Annotated in this window: 14 protein-coding genes and 1 pseudogene; 7 read left to right on the forward strand and 8 right to left on the reverse strand. The window is 65.4% G+C overall.

Annotated elements, in window-relative coordinates; translation table 11 throughout:
* Positions 1-136: 136 nt before the first annotated feature.
* Entirely contained in the window at positions 137-805 is a 669-nt protein-coding gene (locus BRX43_RS17265; protein ID WP_125996330.1) for a DUF6445 family protein, read from the forward strand.
* Positions 806-954: 149 nt separating this feature from the next.
* Here BRX43_RS17265 and BRX43_RS17270 read toward each other — a convergent pair whose 3' ends face one another.
* A complete protein-coding gene (locus tag BRX43_RS17270; protein WP_125996345.1) occupies positions 955-1,971 on the reverse strand; it encodes a histone deacetylase family protein in 1,017 nt (338 codons plus the stop codon).
* Positions 1,972-2,138: 167 nt separating this feature from the next.
* Positions 2,139-3,830 (reverse strand): adenylyl cyclase, encoded by a 1,692-nt coding sequence (locus tag BRX43_RS17275; RefSeq protein ID WP_241215035.1) that lies wholly within the window; start codon positions 3,828-3,830, stop codon positions 2,139-2,141.
* A gap of 413 nt (positions 3,831-4,243) precedes the next feature.
* Between BRX43_RS17275 and BRX43_RS17280 the strand changes: the two genes are divergently transcribed.
* Entirely contained in the window at positions 4,244-5,371 is a 1,128-nt protein-coding gene (locus BRX43_RS17280; RefSeq protein WP_125996331.1) for a metallophosphoesterase, read from the forward strand.
* 159 nt (positions 5,372-5,530) lie between these two features.
* On the opposite strand, the gene BRX43_RS21200 is transcribed toward BRX43_RS17280, so the two are convergent.
* The 4 genes and pseudogenes from BRX43_RS21200 to BRX43_RS17290 form a co-directional block, all read right to left on the reverse strand.
* Positions 5,531-6,280: an AMP-binding protein gene (locus BRX43_RS21200; RefSeq protein WP_277600171.1), complete on the reverse strand. Its 750-nt coding sequence runs from the start codon at positions 6,278-6,280 to the stop codon at positions 5,531-5,533.
* A gap of 143 nt (positions 6,281-6,423) precedes the next feature.
* Positions 6,424-8,337, reverse strand: a pseudogene (locus tag BRX43_RS21235) (AMP-binding protein); the annotation flags it as partial.
* 107 nt (positions 8,338-8,444) lie between these two features.
* Positions 8,445-8,969, reverse strand: coding sequence for an MFS transporter (locus BRX43_RS21050; protein ID WP_241215036.1), 525 nt, complete (start codon positions 8,967-8,969; stop codon positions 8,445-8,447).
* Between the two features lie 41 nt (positions 8,970-9,010).
* Positions 9,011-11,803, reverse strand: coding sequence for a DUF2339 domain-containing protein (locus BRX43_RS17290; RefSeq protein ID WP_125996332.1), 2,793 nt, complete (start codon positions 11,801-11,803; stop codon positions 9,011-9,013).
* A 95-nt stretch (positions 11,804-11,898) separates the two neighbouring features.
* On the opposite strand from BRX43_RS17290, the gene BRX43_RS17295 reads away from it, so the two are divergent.
* The 5 genes from BRX43_RS17295 (at position 11,899) to BRX43_RS20410 (ending at position 19,003) form a co-directional block, all read left to right on the forward strand.
* Positions 11,899-12,513 carry a TetR/AcrR family transcriptional regulator gene (locus BRX43_RS17295; protein WP_125996333.1) on the forward strand — a complete coding sequence of 205 codons (615 nt, stop codon included), beginning with the start codon at positions 11,899-11,901 and terminating at the stop codon, positions 12,511-12,513.
* Positions 12,514-12,803: 290 nt separating this feature from the next.
* Entirely contained in the window at positions 12,804-14,387 is a 1,584-nt protein-coding gene (locus tag BRX43_RS17300) for a Na+/H+ antiporter (protein WP_125996334.1), read from the forward strand.
* Positions 14,388-14,440: 53 nt separating this feature from the next.
* Positions 14,441-15,031, forward strand: coding sequence for an NAD(P)H-dependent oxidoreductase (locus BRX43_RS17305; RefSeq protein WP_125996335.1), 591 nt, complete (start codon positions 14,441-14,443; stop codon positions 15,029-15,031).
* 156 nt (positions 15,032-15,187) lie between these two features.
* Positions 15,188-17,623, forward strand: a complete 2,436-nt coding sequence (locus BRX43_RS17310; protein ID WP_125996336.1) for a prolyl oligopeptidase family serine peptidase — start codon at positions 15,188-15,190, stop codon at positions 17,621-17,623.
* Positions 17,624-18,592: 969 nt separating this feature from the next.
* Complete coding sequence (locus BRX43_RS20410; protein ID WP_164523658.1) at positions 18,593-19,003, forward strand: type II toxin-antitoxin system PemK/MazF family toxin; 411 nt, start codon at positions 18,593-18,595, stop codon at positions 19,001-19,003.
* A gap of 328 nt (positions 19,004-19,331) precedes the next feature.
* Here the strand turns inward: BRX43_RS20410 and BRX43_RS17320 are convergent, their stop codons facing one another.
* Both BRX43_RS17320 and BRX43_RS17325 read right to left on the reverse strand, forming a co-directional pair.
* A complete protein-coding gene (locus BRX43_RS17320) occupies positions 19,332-20,744 on the reverse strand; it encodes a PepSY domain-containing protein (protein WP_125996338.1) in 1,413 nt (470 codons plus the stop codon).
* A 40-nt stretch (positions 20,745-20,784) separates the two neighbouring features.
* Entirely contained in the window at positions 20,785-22,932 is a 2,148-nt protein-coding gene (locus BRX43_RS17325) for a TonB-dependent receptor (RefSeq protein WP_125996339.1), read from the reverse strand.
* Positions 22,933-22,954: the final 22 nt, after the last annotated feature.

Genomic DNA, 22,954 nt, shown 5'->3' on the forward strand with positions numbered 1-22,954 from the left:
AGCCTTCTTCTGTCATGCTCGCGGCGAGCGGTTTCGGTCCAGCCCATATGATCCCCGTGGTCTTCGCAACCCTCGGTGAATCACAACTGGCTGAAATCGCTCAACCTAATTTCCGGTTGGGCTCTAAGGTCGGATCATGGAAACTGACATAATGGTTCGTCATATTGGCCATCAAGGTGAGCCGCTCGTGATCATAGATGGATTTTCCGCAGATCCCGATGCGCTTCGGACCGCTGCGATCAATGGCGCCTTCGAGCCAGCGGGTAATCATTACCCCGGCATCCGGAGCCCCTTGCCGGACGGGTACCTCCGGCATCAGTTTCCTATCATTGCACGTGCGTTGGGGCGCGATTTCGGGCCGTTCCGACAAATCCGGGTGCTGGATGCAAGCTTTTCGATGGTGACCCAATCGCCCGAGACACTGCATGTTCGACAACGCATTCCCCATGTCGATGCATATGGCCGGGAACGCATCGCCCTTATCCATTATCTCTCCCCCGACAATCATGATGGGACGGCTTTCTTCCAGCATCGCGCAACCGGATTCGAGACGATCGACCAGGAGCGGGCACCAACGTTCTTCAGTGCACTTGACGCCGAATTGCAGGCAGATGTCCCGAACGGTTATATTTCTGGAGATTCCTCATTGTTCGAGTGCATGGACATGGTCGAGGCGCGATATAACCGCGCCCTCCTCTACCGCAGCCACCTGCTGCACAGCGGCGCAATCAGCATGGATGGCGATCTATCGCCTAAACCCGAGCACGGCCGTCTTACCATTACCGCGTTTCTGGAGATTTCATGAGGGCGCGTAGGGCGACCCGATCGTCGAAGACATGTTCCCATGCCTTTGAACGCAATAGAGCTGCTCCGCGAGCTGCTCGAACATCCATTCCGCTTCGAGGCAAGATCACTTCGCCCTGCCCGCAACTGTCGCCGCCTCCCAAAATTGGGTCAGCCGTGCGATGACAGGCCGGCGAGAAAGGCGGCGACATTGTCCCCAAGTTCGGCCGCGGCATAACCGCCTTCCATGACGGTCACGGGCGGAAGCCCCGCTGATGCGATACAAGCGCCCAGCGCCGCGAAATCATCTTGCTCCAGCGCGAAATGCGAAATCGGATCGCCTCTATAGGTATCCGCCCCAAAGGACAGAACCAGCAGCCGCGTACCGAAGTCCGCGATCGCCGCCAGCGCGCGATCGAGTGCAGGGCGATAGGTCCCCCAGCCCGTTCCGCGCGGCAGCGGCAGATTGAGCGTAGCGCCCCGCCCCGCCCCCTCCCCATCCTCGTCGGCATGGCCCCAGTAGAAGGGGTAATCGGCAGTCGGGTCGGCGTGGATCGAGACGAACAGTATGGAAGGATCGCGCAGGAAGATATCCTGCGTACCATTGCCGTGATGATAGTCGACGTCGAGGATCGCGACCGGCCCCAGCCCCCGACGATGCGCCTCGGCTGCGACGATGGCAGCGCTGTTGAGGAAGCAATAGCCGCCGCAATAATCGCGGCCGGCATGATGGCCGGGTGGACGACACAAGGCGAAGGCACCGGACGCGCCATCGGCAACCGCATCAAGCGCGGTCAGTGCGGACTGTGCCGACCAATAGGCCGAGTCCCACGTGCCTGCAGTGATCGGCGTCACCACGTCATAGCTGTAGCGGCCAAGCCGCGCGTCGATCCGGGACAGGTCGACCGGGCGGCGCCCGACGATCGGCCAGGCATAGCCGATCGCATCGCCGTCGCGCCCGGCGGCCCGCCAATCGGCATGCGCCCTCTTTAGGAAATCGAGATAGGCGGCATCGTGCACGGCCAGCAGCGGGTCCATGCCAAAGTCACGTGCGGGTTCGGCCGATCCGATCGCTGCCAGGATCGTCTGGGCGCGCGCGGGCGTTTCCTGAAAGGCGGTCCAGTCGCCATTGTGCATTTCACGAACCGGAGCATGCGAAAGCTGGCGCTGGTCGAACACGATCTTCATCATCGACGGACAACGCATCAATCTGTCCTGAGGCCCATGGCGCGACACCTGCGGGTCCTGCATATTAGCTATTATTGGTGACGATGCGCCAGACCCGTAAGTGGACGTTCATCTGCCCGCCTCACCCCATCCAGCTTCTGCCATTCGGCCCATGGCGCTGTCGGGGTCTACCCTCCCTTGCCGGCATATCGGGTCAGCGTCTGGCGGATGCTGCCCGGCCGCGCGGCCTCTCCCGCATCGTTGACCAGATGCGCGATGGTTCCCTTGCCGCCGCCCAGCGAGATCGTAGTGACATCCGATACGCGTACGCCCGGCGTGTCGGGCACCTCCACCGCGCTCGCGAGCACGATCGAGGGATCGGCGGTGAAGTTGGCGTAGATCCCCATGCCCACCGCCTGGTGCCGGCGGACGTGATTTGCGACCTTATATGCCGCCCATCCGCGCGGCGAGTCCGCCCGCCAGGCGCGCTGGCTCGGCGGATCATATGGCAGTTCGTTCTGGTAGAAGAAGGTCCGGCCATCCTCGCCGTTCCACAGCGTCTGCCAGCCCTGGAAATGCTCGACGAACAGTCCGTAGCAGGTGACATGATCCCCGTTGACGACCAGGCCGTGGGTCGCCCGGCTCTCGTCCCAGCCAACATGGACCCGACCGCCATTGCGGTCGCCGTGATCGGCGCGCCAGATCCAGAGATGGTCGCCGATGACGTGGTGGCTGTTGACCTCCAGGCAGGTCCCGGCATTCCCTACCGTGGCCCCGCCGACGCGGAAGAAAAGATCGGCGAGCAAGGTCGGGTTGTCGCGATGATTGCCGGCCGCGCCGCGTGGCCCGACCTGCACCAGCACTGGCGTGTTCTGCGGCCCTGCGTCGACCAGCAGCCCGGCGATCGTCACCCCGGCCACGTCGGCGACGGTGAGCGCGGCTGACCCATCCTCGGCCAGCAGGGTTGCCAGACCAAGGCCGAGGACGACCGTATCGGCCCGCACCACCCGCAGCGGCTCGCGCAGCCGATATACGCCTGGCGTGAGCAGAAGATGGTGACCCGCCGCAAGCGCGCGGTTGATCGTCGCGACCGGCGTCGTCGGATCGGCGATCAGCACCTCGTCCAGCGGCAGGTGGCGTCCGGCGGGTGCCTGATCCCAGGACACGCCGGCCACGTCACGCCGCAGCGCCGGGACGAAGATGGTCCAGTCACCCCCCGGCCCCACGCAAAGAAACGGTTTCTCGCGGACCACGGGCACGGTCCCCAGCGTCGTATAGGGTGGCGTCGGGAAACGCGTCGCGGGTGCCCCCGCGACACCCATGAACATCATGTTCCAGTTCGATCCCTCCCAGCCGGCCATATGGCTGTTGCGGGTGAACCATTGCTGCTGCGTGCCGGAGCGGATCGTGCCGTCGACCCGGCAATCGGCCATGAAACCGCCGCTCGACCAGCCGCCATCGTCCAACGCCAGGTCGCCGGCCAGATGGACGCGGCGATAGGGGGCGGCCTGTGACACGGCCCAGCGATCCATGCCGTCGGGCGGCCGTATCGCCAGATTTTCCACGCTCCGCCAGAAATTGACCAGGGCCATGCCCTTGGCCCAGTCCGCCTCGGCATGGACATGGCCGGTCACGGTCACATCGTCCGGCAGGGTGCCCAGACCCACGACCTGGGTGAAGAAGCCGACATTGATATCGAGTCGGTGGTTGCCTGGCTTGAGCAGGATCGCTTGGCGCCTGTCGGTGAAATGCGCGCGCTCCTGCTGTGCGAACCAGCGGGCGATTACCGCCTGCGTGCCCGGCTCGCCGGGATCGACGATCAGGACGTTGGGCCCCAGGTCAGGATCGCGGCCTCCTATGACCGGCGTCGCTTTCGCCATCGCACCGATCCCTATCGCAGCCATGCCGGCAACCAGCCCGCGACGCGTCGTTGTATGCATCCCGCCCTCTCCTGTTATCCTTGCCCAGTTTAAGAGAACATTTTCCGCCTGAAAGCACGAGCTTATGAGCACGCGCTGACGCATGTACGCACCGGTGCACGCATAGTGAGCCGAAGCTTTCTGACGACACAACGGGTAAGAGCCTGCGGAGACATACCCCTGAAATTTGGTGCAACGACCCACCTTCCGGTCATTCGCACCTCCTCTTCCGTCCCCCAACTTCAGACGTTCATTCATCTCCGCGATCTGACCTCGTTGGGGCATATCGGACGAACAGAATACGAGGCTCCGCCTCCATCGGACATTCGCAGCACACCCTTCGTTTGTATATCGCGTCGCCCTCGACAGCTGGAGTGAGTACGATCTTCAATCTCGTCTTTGCCGTGCCCACGCTGATCGTCCTGAGCCGCTGGCTGTGGCCGTTGCCGCTACCGCTGTGGGTGAAAATAGCGACTGGGCTTCTGATGCTCGCTGCATCGCAATTCCACCTGTGGAGCCGGGTCTCGTCGGGTTCGGTGTTCGCCCCTGAGTTCCCCCGCCCCTTCGTGATCCTGTTCAACTGGGCATTCGGCGCACTGCTCCTGCTCGCATTGTTCCAGTTGGTCCTCGACCTAGGGACCGTAGCGACAATGCTGGTTCGCCAGGCGGCGATCCATCAACCCGCTCCGCTACGATACGCAGCGGCCGGGCTGGCGGCGGTGCTGGCCGCGATCGGCGTCGCCAACGCGTTGCGCGTCCCGCCGGTCAGGGACGTGACGGTCATGGTCCATGACCTGCCACCCTCCTTCGACGGCTACCGCATCGTCCAACTGACCGACCTGCATATCAGCCGAGTGTTCACGGCAGGCTGGGCGCAGGCGGTCGTCGAGCGCACCAATGCCGCCGGCGCCGATCTGACCGTGGTAACCGGCGACTTCATCGACGGATCACTCGCCATGCGTCAGGCCGACGTCGAGCCGCTGCGAAGGTTGAGCGCACCCGACGGGGTCTATGCCATCCCGGGCAATCATGAGTATTTCTTCAACTATGGCGAGTGGATGCGGCACCTGTCGGCCATGGGTTTCCGCTTGTTGACCAACGGTCATGCCGTGATCGATCGAGGCAGCGATCAACTGGTCGTCGCGGGTGTCACCGACTTGTCGGCGCGGGGTGCCGGTGAAGCGGCACCGGACCTTGGACAAGCGCTCCGCGGCGCGCCCGCTGGTGCCCCGATTGTTCTGCTGGACCACCAACCACGCAACGCGGCTGCGGCTGCCGCGCGCGGCGTCGCGCTTCAGCTATCCGGGCATACGCATGGCGGGATGATCGTCGGGCTCGACCGGCTGGTCGCGCGAGGCAATGCCGGCTTCGTATCGGGCCGTTACGCGGTGGACGGCATGACACTCTATGTCAGTAACGGCACGGGGCTCTGGCCGGGCTTCACGCTCAGGCTAGGCGTACCATCCGAAATTACCCGGTTCACCTTGCGACGGACGACATAGGGCAGCAACAGTCGAGTAACTTCAATCTGACCAACAATCGGTCGGTCGAGCACAACCTTCAACGCCCCTATAACTGCCGCTCGTTCATCTGAGCAGACCGCCCCACCCGCTCGCGAACCATCCCGGGCGGAACGCCTTTTGTACCCCGCTACGCCCCGATCACACGGACTCTTCCTCACCAACATTGCCCGTCCGGTCGACGCGTCCGTCAGCCGCGGCACACTCAGCCATGGCGACATAGTCGAGCTTGCCCGTGGCCAGCACTGGCAACGTCTCGACCACGCGAACGTCTTTCGGCACTGATAGTTCGGCGATGCCATTGCCTCGCGCCCATTGCTGCAGTGCGCCGACGGTCGCGCTCGCCTGCGTCGTGAACAATACCAGCTGCTCGCCCTTGCGCGCGTCGGGACGCGTCACCACGGCATGTTCGGCATTCGGCCACAGCCTGGCGGCATAGCCCTCGACCGCAGGGAGCGACACCATCTCGCCACCGATCTTGGCGAATCGTTTGGCGCGGCCTTTGATGGTCACGAAGCCTGTATCGTCGATCGTGACAATATCACCGCTGTCGTGCCACCCGCCCTCCGTCGGTTGCAGCACGCCAGGTGCATCCGCCTTCAGATAGCCCGCCATGATGTTCGGCCCGCGGATAGACAGGCGGCCGCCCCCTTCGATCCCCGGCACCGGCTCCAGCCGGGCCTCGACGCCGGGCAGCAGCCGGCCGACGCTGCCCGCCCTAAAGTGCATGGGCGTATTCACAGCGATCACCGGCGCCGCCTCGGTCGCGCCATAGCCTTCGAGGATGCGCAGGCCGAACTTTTCGGCATAGGTCCGCCGCGTCTCGTCGCGTATCCGTTCTGCGCCGGCGAAGATGTAGCGGAGCGCGTAGAAGTCGTAACCGTGGGCCATGCGGGCATAGCCCGACAGGAATGTGTCGGTGCCGAACAGGATCGTCGCATTGGCGTCATAGGCAGTGCCGGGACGATGCGGTAATGGAGCGGGCTGGGATAGAGCAACGTCTTCACTCCCGACAGGATCGGCAGCAAGGTGCCGCCGGTCAGCCCGAAGCTGTGGAACACCGGCAGCGCGTTGAGCACGACATCTGCCGAGTTGAAGTCGATCCGCGCCGACAGCTGGAGGCAATTGGACAGCAGGTTGCGATGCGTCAGCACGACACCCTTAGGCAGCCCTTCCGATCCGCTGGTGAACAGGATCACCGCCGGCGCGTCGGGCGACACATTGTGCCGGCGATGCAGCCGCTCCGCCCAACGCGTCGCGGCCAGCGCGCGCAGCTTAGCAAGGGTGCCGATCGCGGCGCCGACATCCTCGAGATAGACGATGCGAAGGCCCGTCGCCTCCAACCCGGCAAGCACCTCCCCCAATTTCACCTGCTCGACGAAGGCACGCGCGGTGACGATGGCGCGCACCTCCGCCGCGACGCAGGCCGCCTTCAAGTTGGCGAGGCCGGCGGTGTAGTTCAGCATCGCCGGCACGCGGCCGATACCCTGGAGCGCGAAGAAGCTCGCGACGACCGCATTGACGTTGGGCAGCATCAGCCCGACCGCCTCGCCCGGCTGCGTCAGCGCCGCCAGCGGACGGCCCAGTGCGATGCTGCCGGTCAGCAGCCGCACATACGTCATCGGTTCGCGTTTCACATCCTCGACCACCGGCCGCCGGGCGCCGTGCACGCCCTTCGCATCGATCAGCGCCTGGTAGAGCGTGCGGTCGGTGTCGGATGTCGCGAAGATCATGTCGCTCATCACGTCGTACAGCTTCGCGCCCGCGGCGGCCCGGCGTTGCCGCGCCGTCTCGCCCTCGACCGCGAACCGCTGCGGCGGCAGGATGGTGAGGTCGATCTTCGGGAAGGTGCGCAGCCGCACCTTGCCCTTTAGCCGCGAGAACGGCGTGAACTGCGCGCCCGCGATGCGCACCGGCACGATGGGGGCGTCGGCCTTGTCGGCGACCATGCCGGGCCCGTCGAACACCTTCATCAGTGCGCCGGTCACGGTGATGCGGCCTTCGGGGAAGATCACCAGCGTCCGCCCCTCGCGCACCGCCTTGACCATCGCCTTCGCCGCCATCGGGTTGGTGGGGTCGACCGGAAAGGCGTCGAACATGCCGAGGAATGGCCAAACCCACCACGCCTTCGCGATCGACATCGCGACCGCGAACGTCGGCTTGCCCGGCAGGAAGGCGGCGAGCAGCAGCCCGTCGAGGAACGAGACGTGGTTGACCACCACCACCGCACGCTCGCCCGGTTGCGGCATGTACTCCGCGCCATGCACATCGACGCGATAGAACAGCACGAGCAGCGAGCGGACCAGCCCCTTGAACACCGTCTCCGGCAACAACCAGCACGAGATGAGCGCAATCGCCAGCGTCGCAAAGCCCATCGCACCGATGATGCCGGGCACGCTGGTTCCCGTCGCCAGCAACAGCGTGACGACCACGACCATGAGGACGGTAACGATGGCGTTGACGATGTTGTTCGCCGCGATCACGCGCGAACGTTCGGCGGGATCCGTATGGACCTGCAGGATGGCGTAGAGCGGCACGATGAACACGCCGCCCGCAAAGGCGAGGCCGACCAGCCCGATCAGGATCGGCCAGCTGCCCGCGCTGGCCAGGAAGGCGGCGACATCGGCGTCTGGCACCGTCACGGTGAAGCTGCGCGTCGCGACCCACAGCTCGATCAGGCACGCCGCCATCGCCAGCGCGGCGACCGGCACGTAGCGCGCCGACACCTCGCCGCCGAGCAGCCTGTTGACCACCAGCGATCCCGCCGCCACCGACAGCGAGAAGACGAGCAGGAACAGCGTCACCACGCCGCCCCCTGCCCCCAGCGTCCCGCTGACCAGCGGCGCGAACTCCGACAGCAGGATCGCGCCGATCGCGAAGAACCAGCTGATCCCCAGGATCGCCAGCCACACGCCCCGCCCGGCGCGCGCGACCGACAGGATCTGCATCGTGCTGCGCCAGATGTTACGATCGATCGGGTCCCCCGAACCCAGGGACGGCGCGCTCGGCACCGAAAGGCTGACGAGGAAGCCGAGCAGCGCGACGCCGACAGCGATCAGCCCCCCTCCCACGCCGGGATCAGCCCGCCAGCCAGTTGGCCTGCAAGGATGGCGAGGAACGTCCCCGCCTCGATCAGGCCGGTGCCGCCCATGAGCTCATGACGATCGAGATGCTGCGGCAGGATTGAATATTTGACCGGGCCGAAGATCGTCGAATGCACGCCCATCAGGAACAGGCAGGCGAGCAGCACCGGCACCGACTGGAACCAGAAGCCGCCAAGCGCCAGCAGCATGATGCCGACCTCTGCGGCTTTCACCACGCGCACCAGCACCGCCTTGTCCCACTTGTCGGCCAGCTGGCCCGCGAGGCCCGACAGCAGAAAATAGGGCAGGATGAACAGACCGGTGGCGATCGTCGCCAGCAACTCCGCCTTCGCCGGCGCCGCAGCGTAAAGCGTGAAGTTGACGAGGAACAACATCGCGAACTTCAACAGGTTATCGTTAAAGGCACCCAAGAACTGAACGACGAACAGCGGCGCGAAGCGGCGCTTGCCGAGCAGTGACAGATCTGGTGCGGACATGATGGCAGCTCCCCTTTATATGAGGCGATAGCAGTGAAGTCTTAACGCGATGCGTCGGGCAGATAGTGGCTATAGAGCCAGCCGACGCCGATCAGGCTGAAGCCGAGCGCGGCGAACGAGGCAATCCGGGCCAGCCCGTCGAGCCCTGCGGCGTTGAACAGGAACACCTTGGCCACCGCGACCAGCATCAGCGCCAGGCTGGCGAAACGCCAGTCGCGCGCCTGCCGGCGGATGCCGATCCCCAGAAACGCTCCCGCCAGCACCAGCGCCAGGATCGAGCGCGCGATCTGTTCGCCCGCGCCCGCGCCGGTCCAGAGCGGCATCGGCGCATGGCTGACCTGGCGCAGCAGCGTGAAGGCGGCAACGACGATCACTCCCATCAGCGCGCCGTCACGCAGCCGGCCGATCCCAAGCACGACGCGAGGCACCGCCCACAGGACCGCCCCCATCACGCCATAGGACAGCGCCAGCCATGGCCCCGGCTGCTGGAGCACGACCAGCGGATTGAGCACCAGTCCTGTGAACCACAGGCCATGCGCCAGAGCGGCTGCCCCCAGCACCCTCGCCACGTCCCGCACACCGAACCGCCAGGCACCCACTGCGGCCAGCGCCAGCAGCGATTCCCATAGCGCATCCGCCATCATGGTACGCGCGGCGAAGCTCGCCGGACTATCGATCCCGACCGCATGCTGAAGCGCGACATGCACGGTGATGGCCAGCAGACCACCCCCCACACCGACCGCGACGCGGCGCACCTCGACCGGCTGTGGCAAGAGCCGGGCCGCGGCGAGCAGCGCGGCGCCAGGGCACGCCAGCCGCAGCGCTGCGTCGAGCAAGGCAGGCCAGTCGTAGGCGGGCACCATCACGCCGCCCGCCGCGATCGCCGCCAGGCGCACCCAGGCGACCAGGGGCATCAGCGACCAGCCGACCGCGACGCACGCCGCCGCAACACTCGCCGGCAGCACGGCGGCGCGACGCGTGACCGCCATTCCCGCCAGAAGCACCGCCGGAACGAGCGGGATCAGCACGACCGGCAGCACCTGCGCCGCCGCGCCATAGCCGAGGGCCACCGCCGCCGGCTGGATCACCGCAGCGCGGAGCCCTCGCGCCCGCAGTGCCATCCCCGCCGCGATGCAGGCCGGCACGATCCACGCCACGACATGGCCGCCCCCTGCCTCGCCGAACAGCCGGCCAATGCCTGCGTCGACCGCCAGGACCGCCAGCGTCGCGGCGCCAAGGCTCCACGCGGCGCGCTCGATCCGCCGGTCGCTCGCCCGATCGGCCAGCGTCATCATCCCGGCGCAGAGCACCGCCGCCACCGATGCCCACGCGTCCAACGGCAACAGCTGCACCGCCGCCAGCGCGATCATTCCCGCCGCGGTGATCGCCACCGTCGCGAAGCGCGCGTCATCGGCACGTCCACCCACCCGCCATCCTCGCGCCGCCACGCCGGCGGCCAGCGCCGCACCGAGCAGCGTCACGACGCCCGTATCTTGGAAGCGCAGCGCCGGCAGCACGCCGATCGCCACCGCGACCGCCGCCACCATCGGCGCATCGACCACGCGGGTATCGGTACGCCATACCCGCAGCGCAGCGGGCACGGCGTGGATCGCGACGAGCGCGACAAGCAGCGCCGCCATCTCCCAAACGCTCGGTGCCGGCCACGCGCAGGCGAGTAGGATCGCCACCCCCAGCGCCAGCGCGGGCAGATCGGCGAACACCGCTTCCCGCCGTGACAGCCACAGGATCGCGACCGAGATCAGCCCGAACACGCCCCAGTGCAACGGCGCGAACCCGCCCATTGCGACCAGGGCGGCAAGCTGCGCGCAGCCGAGCACGCTCGCCCCGGCCCGCAGCAGCGCGGCCCGGTCACCGGTCAGCAGCAGCGGCAGCGCGATGGCGAGCGCCAGCGTATAGGCACCGACCGACAGCGCCGCCGCAAGATCGAGTGCGCCGCCCAGGATCAGCATCGCGCCCCAGCCGAACCCGCCGACCAGTGCCAGCGCCCCCAGCCACCACCAGCGCTGTTGCCGCCCCAGCGCGCACAACCCGCCGACGGTGAGCGCGAGATACAGCGTCAGTAAAGGTATGTTTGGCGCACCGGCGCCAACCAGTGCCGGTGCCGCCAGACCGCCGGCCAGCCCGAGCAGCGCACTCGGCGCCCCGAAGCGCATGGCCAGCGCCCCGGCCAGCACGGTCACCAGCGCCATCCCAACGAACGCCGTGCCCGGCCCGATCAGGTCGTACAGATGCACCGCCGCCAGCGTCACCGCATAGAGCGTGGCGATCCCCGCGCCCGCCAGCGCCTGCCGCACCCGCGGATCGCGCACCACGGCATCGCGCCGCAACGCCACTTCCGCGCCGCCGATCAGTCCCGCGCCGAAGATCAGCCCGAAAACCACCCGCACCCACGGCGACAGCAGCCCCGCCTCGATCGAATAGCGGACGATCAGCACGCCCGCGACCGCCAGCGTCAGTCCGCCCGCCCAGATCGGCAGCCGCCGCCCGAACACATCCTCGAAGCGCGACGACGGCGGTGACGTCTCGATCGTCGCCGAGTCCGCGATGTCTGCTTCCTTAGAGGGTTCGACAACCGGCGCCGGCGGCAAGGCGACCGCTTCCGCAATCGGCTCCACCCGTCGGTAGGCGCCGCGGTCCACCGCGAGGAACGGTTCAGGCGGGACGTAGACGGTTCGCGGCGCCTCCCCCGCTGCCGAGATCGGCGACGCTGTGGCGCCAGCCTCCAACATGTCCACGCGCTCGCGCAGCCGTCGCACCTCCTGCGAGAGCAACGCCAGAGCCACGGAACAGACGATCAACAGCAGCAGCGACATCGCCGACCTCCTCGATTCGGCTAACGGTATCACAAATAAAGCACCGCTCAATATATATATTAGACAGTGCTCAATTCCAGGGTTATAGCCGCCGCATGGGACGCCGATCCGACCACAGCCGCGCCGAATTGGAGGAACTGATCCTGTCGACCGGATCAACGCTGATCGCAGAGGCGGGCCTTGCCGGCTTCTCGGCGCGCGAGGTGGCGCGGCGGATCGGCTATTCGATCGGCACGATCCACAACGTCTTCGGCACCGCCGACCGGCTGATTGCGGCGATCAACACGCGAAGTTTCGCGGACTGGGCGGTGTCGCTGGGCGAGCGGCTGGATGCTGTCGGTCCAGACGGCGACCGGATCGCGGCACTGGTCGATGGCTATTTCGGCTTCGCGCGCGCGCACCCACATCTCTGGACCGCGATCTTCGATCACCGCCTGCCCGCCGATGGCGGCCTGACCGAGGCGGACGAAACCGGCCGCGCCACGCTGACCCGCATCGTCGTCGAGGAGATCGCGCGCGCCGTCGGCTGCGACGTCGATGACGATATTGCCGCCCTGTCGCGCTCGCTCATCGCGACGGTCCATGGCCATTGCGCCTTCGCGATCAGTGGCGCCTGGGCCCTGATGGGCGAAGCAGCGCCGGAAGCAGCCGCGCTTGCGCGCGTGCGGGAGGCGCTGTCAGCACGAGCCTTGTGCATTTCGGCTCTTTAAACGTTGGGCGTTCTGCGTCCGCACCGGACCACTTTGAGATATTGGCTGTTAGCTGCTCTTTGATGACGCCGTTTAAAGCCTGGTCTTAACTCGGGTCCTATTCGACCCACATGCGGTCATTCGCGGTATTCTAAGCGCTTCCCGAAAGCTGCCGTTCGTACATGTTGCGCCGCGCCGCTTCGGCATGTGTCTTGGCCGGTCAGCGACACAAGCTTAGACGGTCAGCACGTTCATATTGATCGATCGGCCTTTTTACGCTTTCGTTACGTCATCGAAATGGGGGCAGCGACATGCATGCAGCGGCGGAGTTCGAGCTGATCATTGCGATGTTCCTGGCGATCGTTGGCCTCCATTACGTTGCCCGGCGACTCTCGCTCCCGCCCGCAGCGGCGCTGATCGTCGGTGGCGGCGCCGTGGCCTTCATCCCCGGCCTGCCCGCGGTCGCGATCGACCCCGAGCTGGTCCTCGTCCTCTTCCTGCCGCCGCTGCTGATGGACGGCGCCTGGTTCACCGCGATCGCGCCGTTCCGCCGCCACATGGCCGGCATCCTGTCGCTGGCGGTCGGTGCGGTGTTCTTCACCACTGCAGTCGTTGCGGTGGTCGCCAAGCTGCTGCTGCCGGCGCTGCCTTGGGCGGCCTGCGTCGCGCTCGGCGCTATCCTGTCGCCGCCCGATGCGGTGTCGGCGCGCGCGGTGCTTCAACAGGTCAGCCTGCCGCGCCGCCTGTCGACGCTGTTGGAAGGCGAGAGCCTGCTCAACGATGCCGCCGGGCTGGTCCTCTTCCGCTTTGCGGTGGCGGCGGTGCTGACCGGCAGCTTCAGCCTCGGTGCGGCGACCGGCACCTTCTTTCTGCTCGTCGTCGGCGGTATCGCGGTCGGCGCCGCCATTGGAGCATTGTGGATGTTGCTGCTGCGACGGCTCGGCGACGACACGCTGATGATCGCCGCGACGATGCTGGTGTGCTGGAGCGCCTATATCGCCGGCGAGCTGCTCCACGTGTCAGGCGTGATCGCCGTGGTGACCGCCGGCCTGACCTGTGGCTGGTTCCAGCACGTCGTGTTCAGCGCCAGCGTTCGGATCCGCGCGCTCGGCTTCTGGCAGGTGCTCGTCTTCCTCCTCGAGGCGGCGGTTTTCACGCTAATCGGACTATCGCTGCGCGGGATCCTCGACCGCGTCGGCGATCCGTCGCGCATCGTCGATACGATGGCGATCCCGGTCCTGCTGATCGTCATTGCCGTGATCGTCGCCCGCTTCGTATGGATATTCGCGACCGACGCAGTCGTTGGCGCTCTGCGCCGGATCGGCTTGGCGTCGGTGCGCCCGCTTGGTGGCCGCGCCGCGCTCGTCATGAGCTGGGCGGGGATGCGCGGCGTGGTGACGTTGGCGGTGGCCTTGTCGTTGCCGGCGGCCATGCCAGAGCGCGACCTGATGCTGGTCGCCGCCTTCGCGGTGATCCTGGTCACGGTATTGGTCCAGGGCACATCGCTCGGCTGGATGATCAAGCACGCGCGTCCGGCGGAGGATCCTGCCGCACTACCACCGCTCGACCTCCATGCCGCCGAGCATGCGATGTTCCGCGCGCAACTCTCGGCGGTCGAGCGCGAAGCCCATGACGCCAACGGAGAGATCGTCCATCCCCAGCTCCTCCGCCGCTATCGTACGCGCGCCGCCGCGGGCGAGGCATTCGACGGCACCCCGGAAGAGCGCAACCAGGCGATTGCGCGCCATTTCGACGTCATCATAGCGGCGGTGGAAGCGGGGCGGGCCGAGCTGGTGCGGCTGCATCGCGCCGGCCAGATCGACGACGAGACGCTCCACGATCTAGAGCATGACCTCGACCTCGAGGAATTGGGCGCCGTCGCCGCCAAGGGTTGAAGGCGGCGCGCGACAGGCCGACGATAGGGCCGCCGCACTATGGGAGTAGCACGATGGCCGACCGTATCCTGATCCTTTACGGCTCCTACCGATCCGATCGGCAGGGCATCCGGCTGGTCGATTACCTGATGCGCGCCTTTGCAGAGCGCGGCGCGGTGCCCGAGCTGATTGACGCCAAGGCGGTCGGGCTGCCGATGCTCGACCGCATGTACAAGGAATATCCGACGGGCGAGGCGCCGCCCGCGTTGGAGGAGCTCGCCACCAAGATCCGTGCGGCCGACGCCTTCGTGTTCGTCACGGGCGAGTATAATTGGGGCCAGCAGCCCGGCCTCAAGAACCTGACCGACCATTTCCTCGAGGAATGGTTTTGGCGCCCCGCCGGAATCGCCAGCTATTCCGCCGGGCGACTGGCGGGCGCGCACGCTAGCGTCGCCTGGCACGGCACCCTCACCGAGATGGGGATGGTTGTGATCTCCAGCTCACTCACCGTCGGAGGGATCGGTCGTGCGCTCGACGAAACCGGAACGCCGACCGGCGATGGCGGCGCGGCTCTCGCCAAAGCCTTTCCCCGGTTCGCCGACGATCTGGCCTGGTGGGCCGAGGCGGCGCGGGAGCAACGCGCGCGTACGGCTCCGCCATACTGATCGCGATGACCCATTTCCGGTCGTTCGTGGCCTCTTCCCCACTCCCCAACTTCGGCCACTCGTTCAGGTCCTTGCTATAAGCATGTTGCGGTATTCGCTGGTGAGCGTCACCCACGCGTGGCACACGAACGTGCATCGCAGAACAAGGGGTTATCAATGCGCGTCGGTGTCTGCCTGGTTGCTCTCCTCCTCGCCACCACCGCTGCCGCGCAGACGCCTGACACCGGCTACCACCGCGCGCCTGACGCCATCGCCAAAGTGCTTGAGACGCCGCCAACTCCGGGCGTCGCGCTCAGCCCCGATCACCGCACCCTCGCGGTCCTCGACCGTGAGAACCTGCCGACGATCGCCAACCTCTCGAAGTCGATCCTGCGCCTCGGCGGCTACCGCATCGATCCTGTGACCAATGGCCAAGCCGAAGTCCGCGTCCAGTGGCTGAACGGTCTCAGCTTCAAAGACGTAGGAACCGGCCGAACGATCCGGGTCGCGTTACCGGCCGGAACGCGCTTTGCCTCGCCCGACTGGTCGCCCGACGGCGCTCGTCTCGCCTTTTACGTGCAGGAGGCAGACGGCTTGTCGCTGTGGGTCGCCGAGCGCGACGGCACCGTCCGTACCATCGCGAAGGGGGCGAACGGCACTTTTGGGACCCCGTTTGTCTGGACGCCCGACAGCAAGGCACTCATTGTCAACACCATCCCTGCCGGCCGCGGCGCGGCACCCGCAGCCCCGACGACGCCGACCGGCCCTATTGTCCAGGAAAGCGTCGGCCGCACCTCGGCTGCGCGCACCTACGAGGACCTGCTTGGCGACGCGCATGATGAGAAGCTGTTCGACTATTACTTCAGCGGCCAGCTTGTCCGCGTCGACCTCGACGGCACCGCACGGCCGATCGGCGCGCCCGGCCTCATTACCGACTTCAGCGTCTCGCCCGACGGCCGCTATCTGCTGACCGAGCGGCTGAAACGTCCGTACTCCTATCTGCTCCCCGCCGGCTTCTTCCCAACCGAAATCGCGGTATCAACGATCGACGGCTGGCCAGTGAAGACATTGGTCGACCGTCCACTCGCCGACGACCTACCGGTCGACTTCGACGCGACGGTGAAGGGCCCGCGCGAGGCGACGTGGCGCTCCGACGCGCCGGCGACATTGGTCTGGGCGGAAGCACTCGACGGCGGCAACCCCCGCGCCAAGCTGGCCTTCCACGACAAGGTGATGATGCAGGCCGCGCCCTTCGACGCCGCGCCGGTCGAACTCGTGCAGACGCCTGCCCGCTATGCGACGACGATGTGGGGTGACGATGGCTTTGCGATGGTCGTCGACCGCGAATGGCGGACGCGGACCGAGCATCGCCAGGCGGTCGCCCCTTCGCGGCCGGAGCAGGCGCGCATGCTCCTGACCCGCAACTATCAGGACCAGTACGGTGACCCCGGCCGCCCAATTCTCGAGGAGAATGCCGCCGGCAAGCCGGTCATGCGCTTCACTCCCGCGCACGACGGCATCTTCGTCACTGGCGAGGGCGCCACCAAGGGCGGTGCCTTTCCTTTCCTCGGCACGATGCCGCTCGCGGGTGGCGAGCAGACGCGGCTGTGGACGGCAAAGGCGCCTTATTTCGAGTCGGTGGTGGCGATGCTCGACGACATGGGCAAGCGCATCCTGACCCGCCGCGAGAGCGCCAAGGTCGCCCCCAATTACGTCATCCGCACCGTCAAGGGAGGCGGCGCTAAGCCGGTCACCGCCTTCCCCGATCCTGCGCCGGTGTTCGCGGAGATTATCCAGCGTACGATCACCTACACACGCGCCGACGGTGTGCCGCTGTCGGGGACGCTCTACCTGCCCGCGGGCTACGACGCGAAGCGCGATGGCCCGCTCCCGACGCTGCTTTGGGCTTACCCGGCCGAATATACCGACGCCAAGATCGCTGGTCAGACGGTGGACCAGGGTAACCGCTTCGTTCGCCCGCGTGGGATCAGCCACTTGTTCCTCCTGACGCAGGGCTATGCCATCCTCGACAACCCAGCGATGCCGATCATCGGCGAGGGCGGAGCCGAGGCGAACGACACCTATGTCAAGCAGCTCCGCGAGGATGCGGAGGCCGCGGTGGATGCAGTGGCGAAACTGGGCGTCAGTGACCGGATGCGGATGGCGGTCGGCGGCCACAGCTACGGAGCGTTCATGACCGCCAACCTCTTGGCCCACACCAACCTGTTCCGCGCCGGCATCGCGCGCTCGGGCGCGTACAACCGTACGCTGACTCCCTTCGGCTTCCAGGCCGAGCAGCGCACCTACTGGCAGGCAACGCCGACCTATACCGAGATGTCGCCCTTCACCTACGCCGACCGGATAAAGGAGCCGATCCTCCTCATTCATGGCGGCGCTGACGACAACAGCGGTACCTTCCCGATCCAGTCGGAGCGGATGTACGCTGCCTTGAAGGGCAACGGTGCCACCGTCCGCTACGTCGTCCTCCCCAATGAGCCGCACGGCTACCGCGCGCTCGAGTCGACGGAGGAGACGCTCTGGCAGATGACCGACTGGCTCGACCGCTACGTCAAGCCGAAAACGCCTGTGTCGAAGCAGGCTGTGGAAGGCTGATCGATCCAAAGCAAAGCAGCGGCCTACATGACCCACAACCGGTCACTCGGGACACCCTTCCGACATTCCAACTGCAGAAGCTCGTTCATCAACGCTAATGATCAGCTTGCCAATCCTGACATTCACTGACCAATGTGATCGTTTCGGTTGATAGCGGCCGACTTTTCAGACGTTGTCCAACAAAGGCCACCGTCACGAGCGGCACGGCCGCGTTCTACTTAGTCACGTTCACCGTTATCGTATCCGATACTAGTTGGGCATAATGGACTGGCTCGGATGGGAAATTGAAGAAGAATATCCGGGCTCTCACTCTGTATCGACCTGCTCCCGGGAAGATTGTTTTTGCGCGTTCGTGGGTGAAGACACGGTAAGGCGTTGCGACCGATACAGCGGTCAGCTCCTTTGCCTCCAAAGGAGGCGGGGGCGGTGAACCTACCATCGGCTCGGCAGGCGCCACTGGTCGCCCGTCTTCCGAGATAACCTCAAACGCAATGCCCCGTGAGGGTTGCAGAAACGGTGATACGGCAAAGGTGTTGTCTTTGGCGGTAAGATCGACCTCAATGAGCGCCTCCCCCCGCATGGACAAGGTAGACGCATGCAACCGGACTTCGATCGGAGGCTTGTCCCCTGACCATGCCGCCTGAGCGGGAGGACTCCAGGTAGCCGCAGCCTGGAGGCCTATGAGCCAGAGCAATGCCATACCGATTTTTTCCTATCCAACGGCACCATCAGAGCGCCTATGATCGAGTAAGTGGTCCTGGGTATGCCCCGCCAACCGGTCAAGCGGCAACATGGAGCGAGAGCGACCGCCCTGCCCTCCCGCCACGACGACCCATTACCAGTCATTCAGACCGCCCCGCCCGCTTCCCAAGTTCGGCCATCTGTTCATGTTCCAAGCAGCGTCGACAGCTTGGCCGCCCGACCGAGGCGAGAGCTGGTGCCGCACCGAACGGCACGTTACCAGTGTCCATGCCGCTTCCTTATCACCCGCGACCGGGCACGATCGTCATCTGTGACTACACGACTGGTTTTCGAGCTCCTGAGATGATCAAGCGGCGGCTCGCGGTCACGATCTCACCCAAGCTGAAGCGTCGCGACGCTCTCGTGACCGTCGTACCTTTATCGATGTCCGCCCCTGCCCCTGTCGAGCCATGGCATGTCGAGGTGCCTAACGACGTGCCAGATCCATGGGGGCCAAGCCCGCGCTGGGCAAAATGCGACATGATCGCCACAGTGGGCTACGCGCGGCTGAATCCGCCACACAGCAAGCATCATGTAACCGGCGTTCGGCAATACCATCAGATTGAGCTCGATAAGGCTCAGGTTGAACAACTGCGCAGGGCCGTCTCGGCTGCAATTGGGATCGTCATTGAACCTTAAGCCGCGTTGGCTTATATGAGACGGGTTCCTGCGCTGCCCGGCTTGCTGGGCATCAGGCTTAAGTCCGGAGTGATCCGGCAGGACCCTCGGCGATGCAAGCTAGGGGTTCGATAGACCCCAGCCGGTTCGCCGGTTGGGGTTTTTCGTTGGTGCCTTCGCGGTGTTCCGTAGGCACAAGCGTGTCTCAGCAAATCAGATGGTTAGACCCAGAAACGGCCATTCCCGGCACCCCTGATCGCTTCCGAACTTCAGACGTTTGTTAAGAAATGCAATGACGGCTCCCGACCGCCTGCTGAGGTAAGCAGAAGACAACATCAGCAATCAGTCGTCACGCTGTTGCTCGTCGGCCCAACTTCCGAAAGCCCACCCATACCCCCGTGACTGACAAAGCGAGTCCGACGATAGACAGCAGCCAGATGACGACATCTCGCAGCGGCTGATGCTCGATCAGCCACAGCCAATTCCACGTGTGCAGGAAGTCGAACACCCATCGGTACAGACGGCGTGCACGATCCTGCCGTTCGATGAGTTCACCCGTCACTGGATCGATATAGAGCCAGGTTCGTGCTGGATCGTCAAAGCGCAGTCGCAGGATCGGCAGCATCTGCCCGCTCGCCCAATAATTATCGGGCTGGCTCAGCCGATCGATCTTCCAAGGCTGACCATCCGCCACCAGCGTGCGCGCAGCTCCAGCGATAATGGGGCTCGCTTCGGTCGCTGGCCGCAGCACTATGGCATCGAGGTACCGAGGATGATCCGATGCTCGGTCAATCGTCAGCCTTGGCAGGCCGGCATCGCCGGTCAATTCGACGGTTCGAGCGCCTTTCGCAACAACCGCCAGCTGGCTGACTGGAGGAAGGTTTTTGATAAGCCCGAGCGATTGATAGCGGTGTAGCGCCGGAGCTGGCGTGGCCGTCCCGGCAAACAAGCGGCCGGGATCAACCGACAGCCAGCCACTGACGATCCAGGTCAGAAGGGAAAGCCCGCCTACAAGGCCACTGACATGGTGCCAGAGCATCCAGCCGCGATAAGGACTGACGCGTGCATCCTTGTAGCGTCGGCGGCCTGGCCGCACGCGCAGGATGCCAATCCAGATGCCGGTCAGAGCGACCGCGATATAAGGCCCGGACACCCACAGCACTACCTGCCGCCACGCCGCGTTATCCTGGCGAAGGATGGTCGGATAGAGCCAGTGCGGCACCGAACCCAACCAGTTCCAGAACCGCTCCGACCTGGTCGTCCGCTGAACTGCAAGGCCGGTACTGGACGACACATAGATGTCCGTCTCATCCGCATCGTTCAGCCTGACCCTCCACAATGGGCGATGCCGATCGAACCCGCCGGCGACCGTCCACTGGTCCCGCGACAGTCGTTCGGCTGTACCTAGGGGCAGGCCGGCGAAGCGCGACGCCACACGCCGAGCATAGACGCCGTCCACCAACGGCAGCACGGCGCCCTTACGGGCCGGAATGGTGTCGACCACGCCATCATCATGCTCGATCCGCCAGACAGGCTCGGCATCGCGCATCTCGAGCAGCAACCGGGCCTGACCAGCCTCCACTGGTGCCGGCACATCAACCTTCGTCCAATCGATGGGTGACGCCCCCACCAGACGCGCAGCCGGCGTCAGCCTGGGATACGGCACGTAAAGCATGACAAGCCCGGAGGCGAACCACATCGCAAAGAGCAGGCATGACGCGATCCCCACCCAGCGATGGGTGAGGAAAAGCCAACGCAGCATGGCTCGTCGAGCCGCCCGCCTGACAGGAGAAGGCGCCACCTTAAAAGGCAGCGCGAAGCGCGACGTCGATCGAACGTGGACGGCCAAGGATCCACTGTTCGTCGCCATAGCTGGTGATCGCATAGGCCTTGTCAAACAGATTATAGCCGCGCAGATCGACCGCGACATGGTCCGTCAACGCATAGGAGAGCGTCGCATCCACCGTCGCATAGCCGGGGATACGGAAGCGATTGGCATTGTCGGAGAACCGCCGGCCGACATAGCGCAGACCGGCTCGAGCCTGGAGGCGGCGAGACGCATCCCAGCGCAGCCAGAGGTTTGCCATTGTCTCCGCGATACCCGGCGGGGTCTTGCCATCAAAGCTGGTACCGCCTGAGAGGAAGTCATCGAAGCGCGCATCAAGCACCGACCCATTAGCATCTATCCCAAAGCCTTGCGAAAGGTCGAGCGTCACCGCCGCTTCGATCCCCTTCGCGGAGCGCTGTCCCACCTGCTCTACAGGGCTGGACAGCGTCCGCTGTGCCAACAGCCCCTTCTTCACAATGCGATAGCCCGCGAGCGTGGCGGTTCCGCGACCATCCAGGAACACAGCCTTTACCCCGGCCTCGAGTTGATCGCCGCGTGCGTTACTGAAGGCTACCTGACCAGTGGTGGCGGTGGTTAGCGTGCCGAGGGGATCGACGCCCGTGGCGTATTGCGCATAGAGCGACAGGGTCGTCAGGGGCTGCCAGACGGCTCCAAGCCGCCAGGTGGTATTGTGGAACGTGCGATCGAACGCGAAGGTGTCGGCTCGGCCGGCGTCCGAATAGGAGATCGCCCAGCGGCGGACGCGATCCTCCTCGTAGCGCAGGCCTCCCACCACCGACAGACCGCCGCCCAGCGTGATCCGATCCTCGGCAAAGATGGCGTATTCATTGGTACGCGTCCTGTACCGCGGCGCGATCCCTTGTGTGTCGAGGAAAAGGCCTGGGTCGAAAACGAATGGGTCGACACTGTTGCCCTGCGGATCGGAGCCGAAGTTGTTCTCGTGCGTGAACTTCACCAGATTGGCGTCGAACCCCAGCACCAACGCGTTACCGATTTCGCCGGCGATCGGGGTTTTCAGCGTTACGCTGCCCTGATCACCCCATTGGGTCTGATCGTGCCGGATGCCGTAATTGTCACTGCGGCTAATCGTGCCTGCCCCTGCTCCAGTGGGCGGAGACCAGGCGTAGCTCTCGAGATTGCGCCAGAAGCGGTCGCTGGTCAGCCGATAGGCAATGTTGGAGAAGGTCAGCCACTCACTCGCCTTCCAGTCGATCTGCAGCGTGCCACGATTGTCGAGGAAGCGTAGCCGCGCATCGGCGACATTGTAGTTCACCTCACGGTTACGCTCGTCCAGCCGCCCGTTGATCAGTGGTGTGCCGAAATAGGCCATGGGACGCTGATCGCCGTGATCGCCGCGCAACGTGACAGCAAGCGTTGGCGCAGGCATCCAGAGCAGCGTGCCGGACAGCGCGAGACTGCGCGAGCTGCCGCGATCGACATAGCCATCCGAGCGGCGCCAGCTGCCATCGACGCGGTAGGCGAATGTTTCCCCGGTCGGCCCACCAACGCCGACTGCCGCGCGGACGCTGTCCTGTGCGCCGTAGCCGACCTCCCCTTCGACTTCGGTGCGCGTGGTGTTCGGCTTGCGCATTACGACGTTCACCGCCCCGCCCAACGCACCTTGCCCGTAAAGGACGGACGCCGGACCGCTCAGCACGTCGATCCGCTCAACCATCCAAGGGTCAGTGGGAAAGGTGATCGTGCCGGCTGCGGGGAACAGACGAACGCCGTCGATCAGCTGCAGGACCGATCCCTGGCCTGAGAAGCCGCGGGCGGCGAGCGCGGTGCCCCCGTTACCGAGATTGGCAACGCTGGTGATGCCGGGCGCGCGGGTCTGCGCCTCGACGATCGACTGATCGCCGCGTGCGCGGATCGTATCGCCATCGATCGTGGTGATGCTGGCCGGCGTCTCGAGCGGCGTGAGGTTCAGCCGGCTGCCAGTGGCGTTGGGAACATCAAGGCTGGTTTTCTCCTTCTCGCCGACGACAAGGATGGTGGAGCTGTCGATACGCTGCGGATCTGCAGCTTGTGCTGCGGCAGGTGCGGCAATGATGGTGAGCAACGTTCCGGGTAGTATGTGGGAAATAGAAAGACGTGACATGCCTGTATCCTTCCGGCGTCTG

The organism is Sphingomonas sp. S-NIH.Pt15_0812, from assembly GCF_003951315.1.
In the GTDB taxonomy this organism is placed as follows: Bacteria; Pseudomonadota; Alphaproteobacteria; order Sphingomonadales; family Sphingomonadaceae; genus Sphingomonas.

Excerpts from the sequence above, each read along its gene's own strand:
- BRX43_RS17265 (WP_125996330.1), top strand. The coding sequence starts at position 137 with ATGGAAACTGACATAATGGTTCGTCATATTGGCCATCAAGGTGAGCCG.
- BRX43_RS17270 (WP_125996345.1), bottom strand. The coding sequence starts at position 1,971 with ATGAAGATCGTGTTCGACCAGCGCCAGCTTTCGCATGCTCCGGTTCGT.
- BRX43_RS17275 (WP_241215035.1), bottom strand. The coding sequence starts at position 3,830 with ATGGCGAAAGCGACGCCGGTCATAGGAGGCCGCGATCCTGACCTGGGG.
- BRX43_RS21200 (WP_277600171.1), bottom strand. The coding sequence starts at position 6,280 with ATGGCCCACGGTTACGACTTCTACGCGCTCCGCTACATCTTCGCCGGC.
- BRX43_RS21050 (WP_241215036.1), bottom strand. The coding sequence starts at position 8,969 with ATGTCCGCACCAGATCTGTCACTGCTCGGCAAGCGCCGCTTCGCGCCG.
- BRX43_RS17290 (WP_125996332.1), bottom strand. The coding sequence starts at position 11,803 with ATGTCGCTGCTGCTGTTGATCGTCTGTTCCGTGGCTCTGGCGTTGCTC.
- BRX43_RS17295 (WP_125996333.1), top strand. The coding sequence starts at position 11,899 with ATGGGACGCCGATCCGACCACAGCCGCGCCGAATTGGAGGAACTGATC.
- BRX43_RS17300 (WP_125996334.1), top strand. The coding sequence starts at position 12,804 with ATGCATGCAGCGGCGGAGTTCGAGCTGATCATTGCGATGTTCCTGGCG.
- BRX43_RS17305 (WP_125996335.1), top strand. The coding sequence starts at position 14,441 with ATGGCCGACCGTATCCTGATCCTTTACGGCTCCTACCGATCCGATCGG.
- BRX43_RS17310 (WP_125996336.1), top strand. The coding sequence starts at position 15,188 with ATGCGCGTCGGTGTCTGCCTGGTTGCTCTCCTCCTCGCCACCACCGCT.
- BRX43_RS20410 (WP_164523658.1), top strand. The coding sequence starts at position 18,593 with ATGCCGCTTCCTTATCACCCGCGACCGGGCACGATCGTCATCTGTGAC.
- BRX43_RS17320 (WP_125996338.1), bottom strand. The coding sequence starts at position 20,744 with ATGCTGCGTTGGCTTTTCCTCACCCATCGCTGGGTGGGGATCGCGTCA.
- BRX43_RS17325 (WP_125996339.1), bottom strand. The coding sequence starts at position 22,932 with ATGTCACGTCTTTCTATTTCCCACATACTACCCGGAACGTTGCTCACC.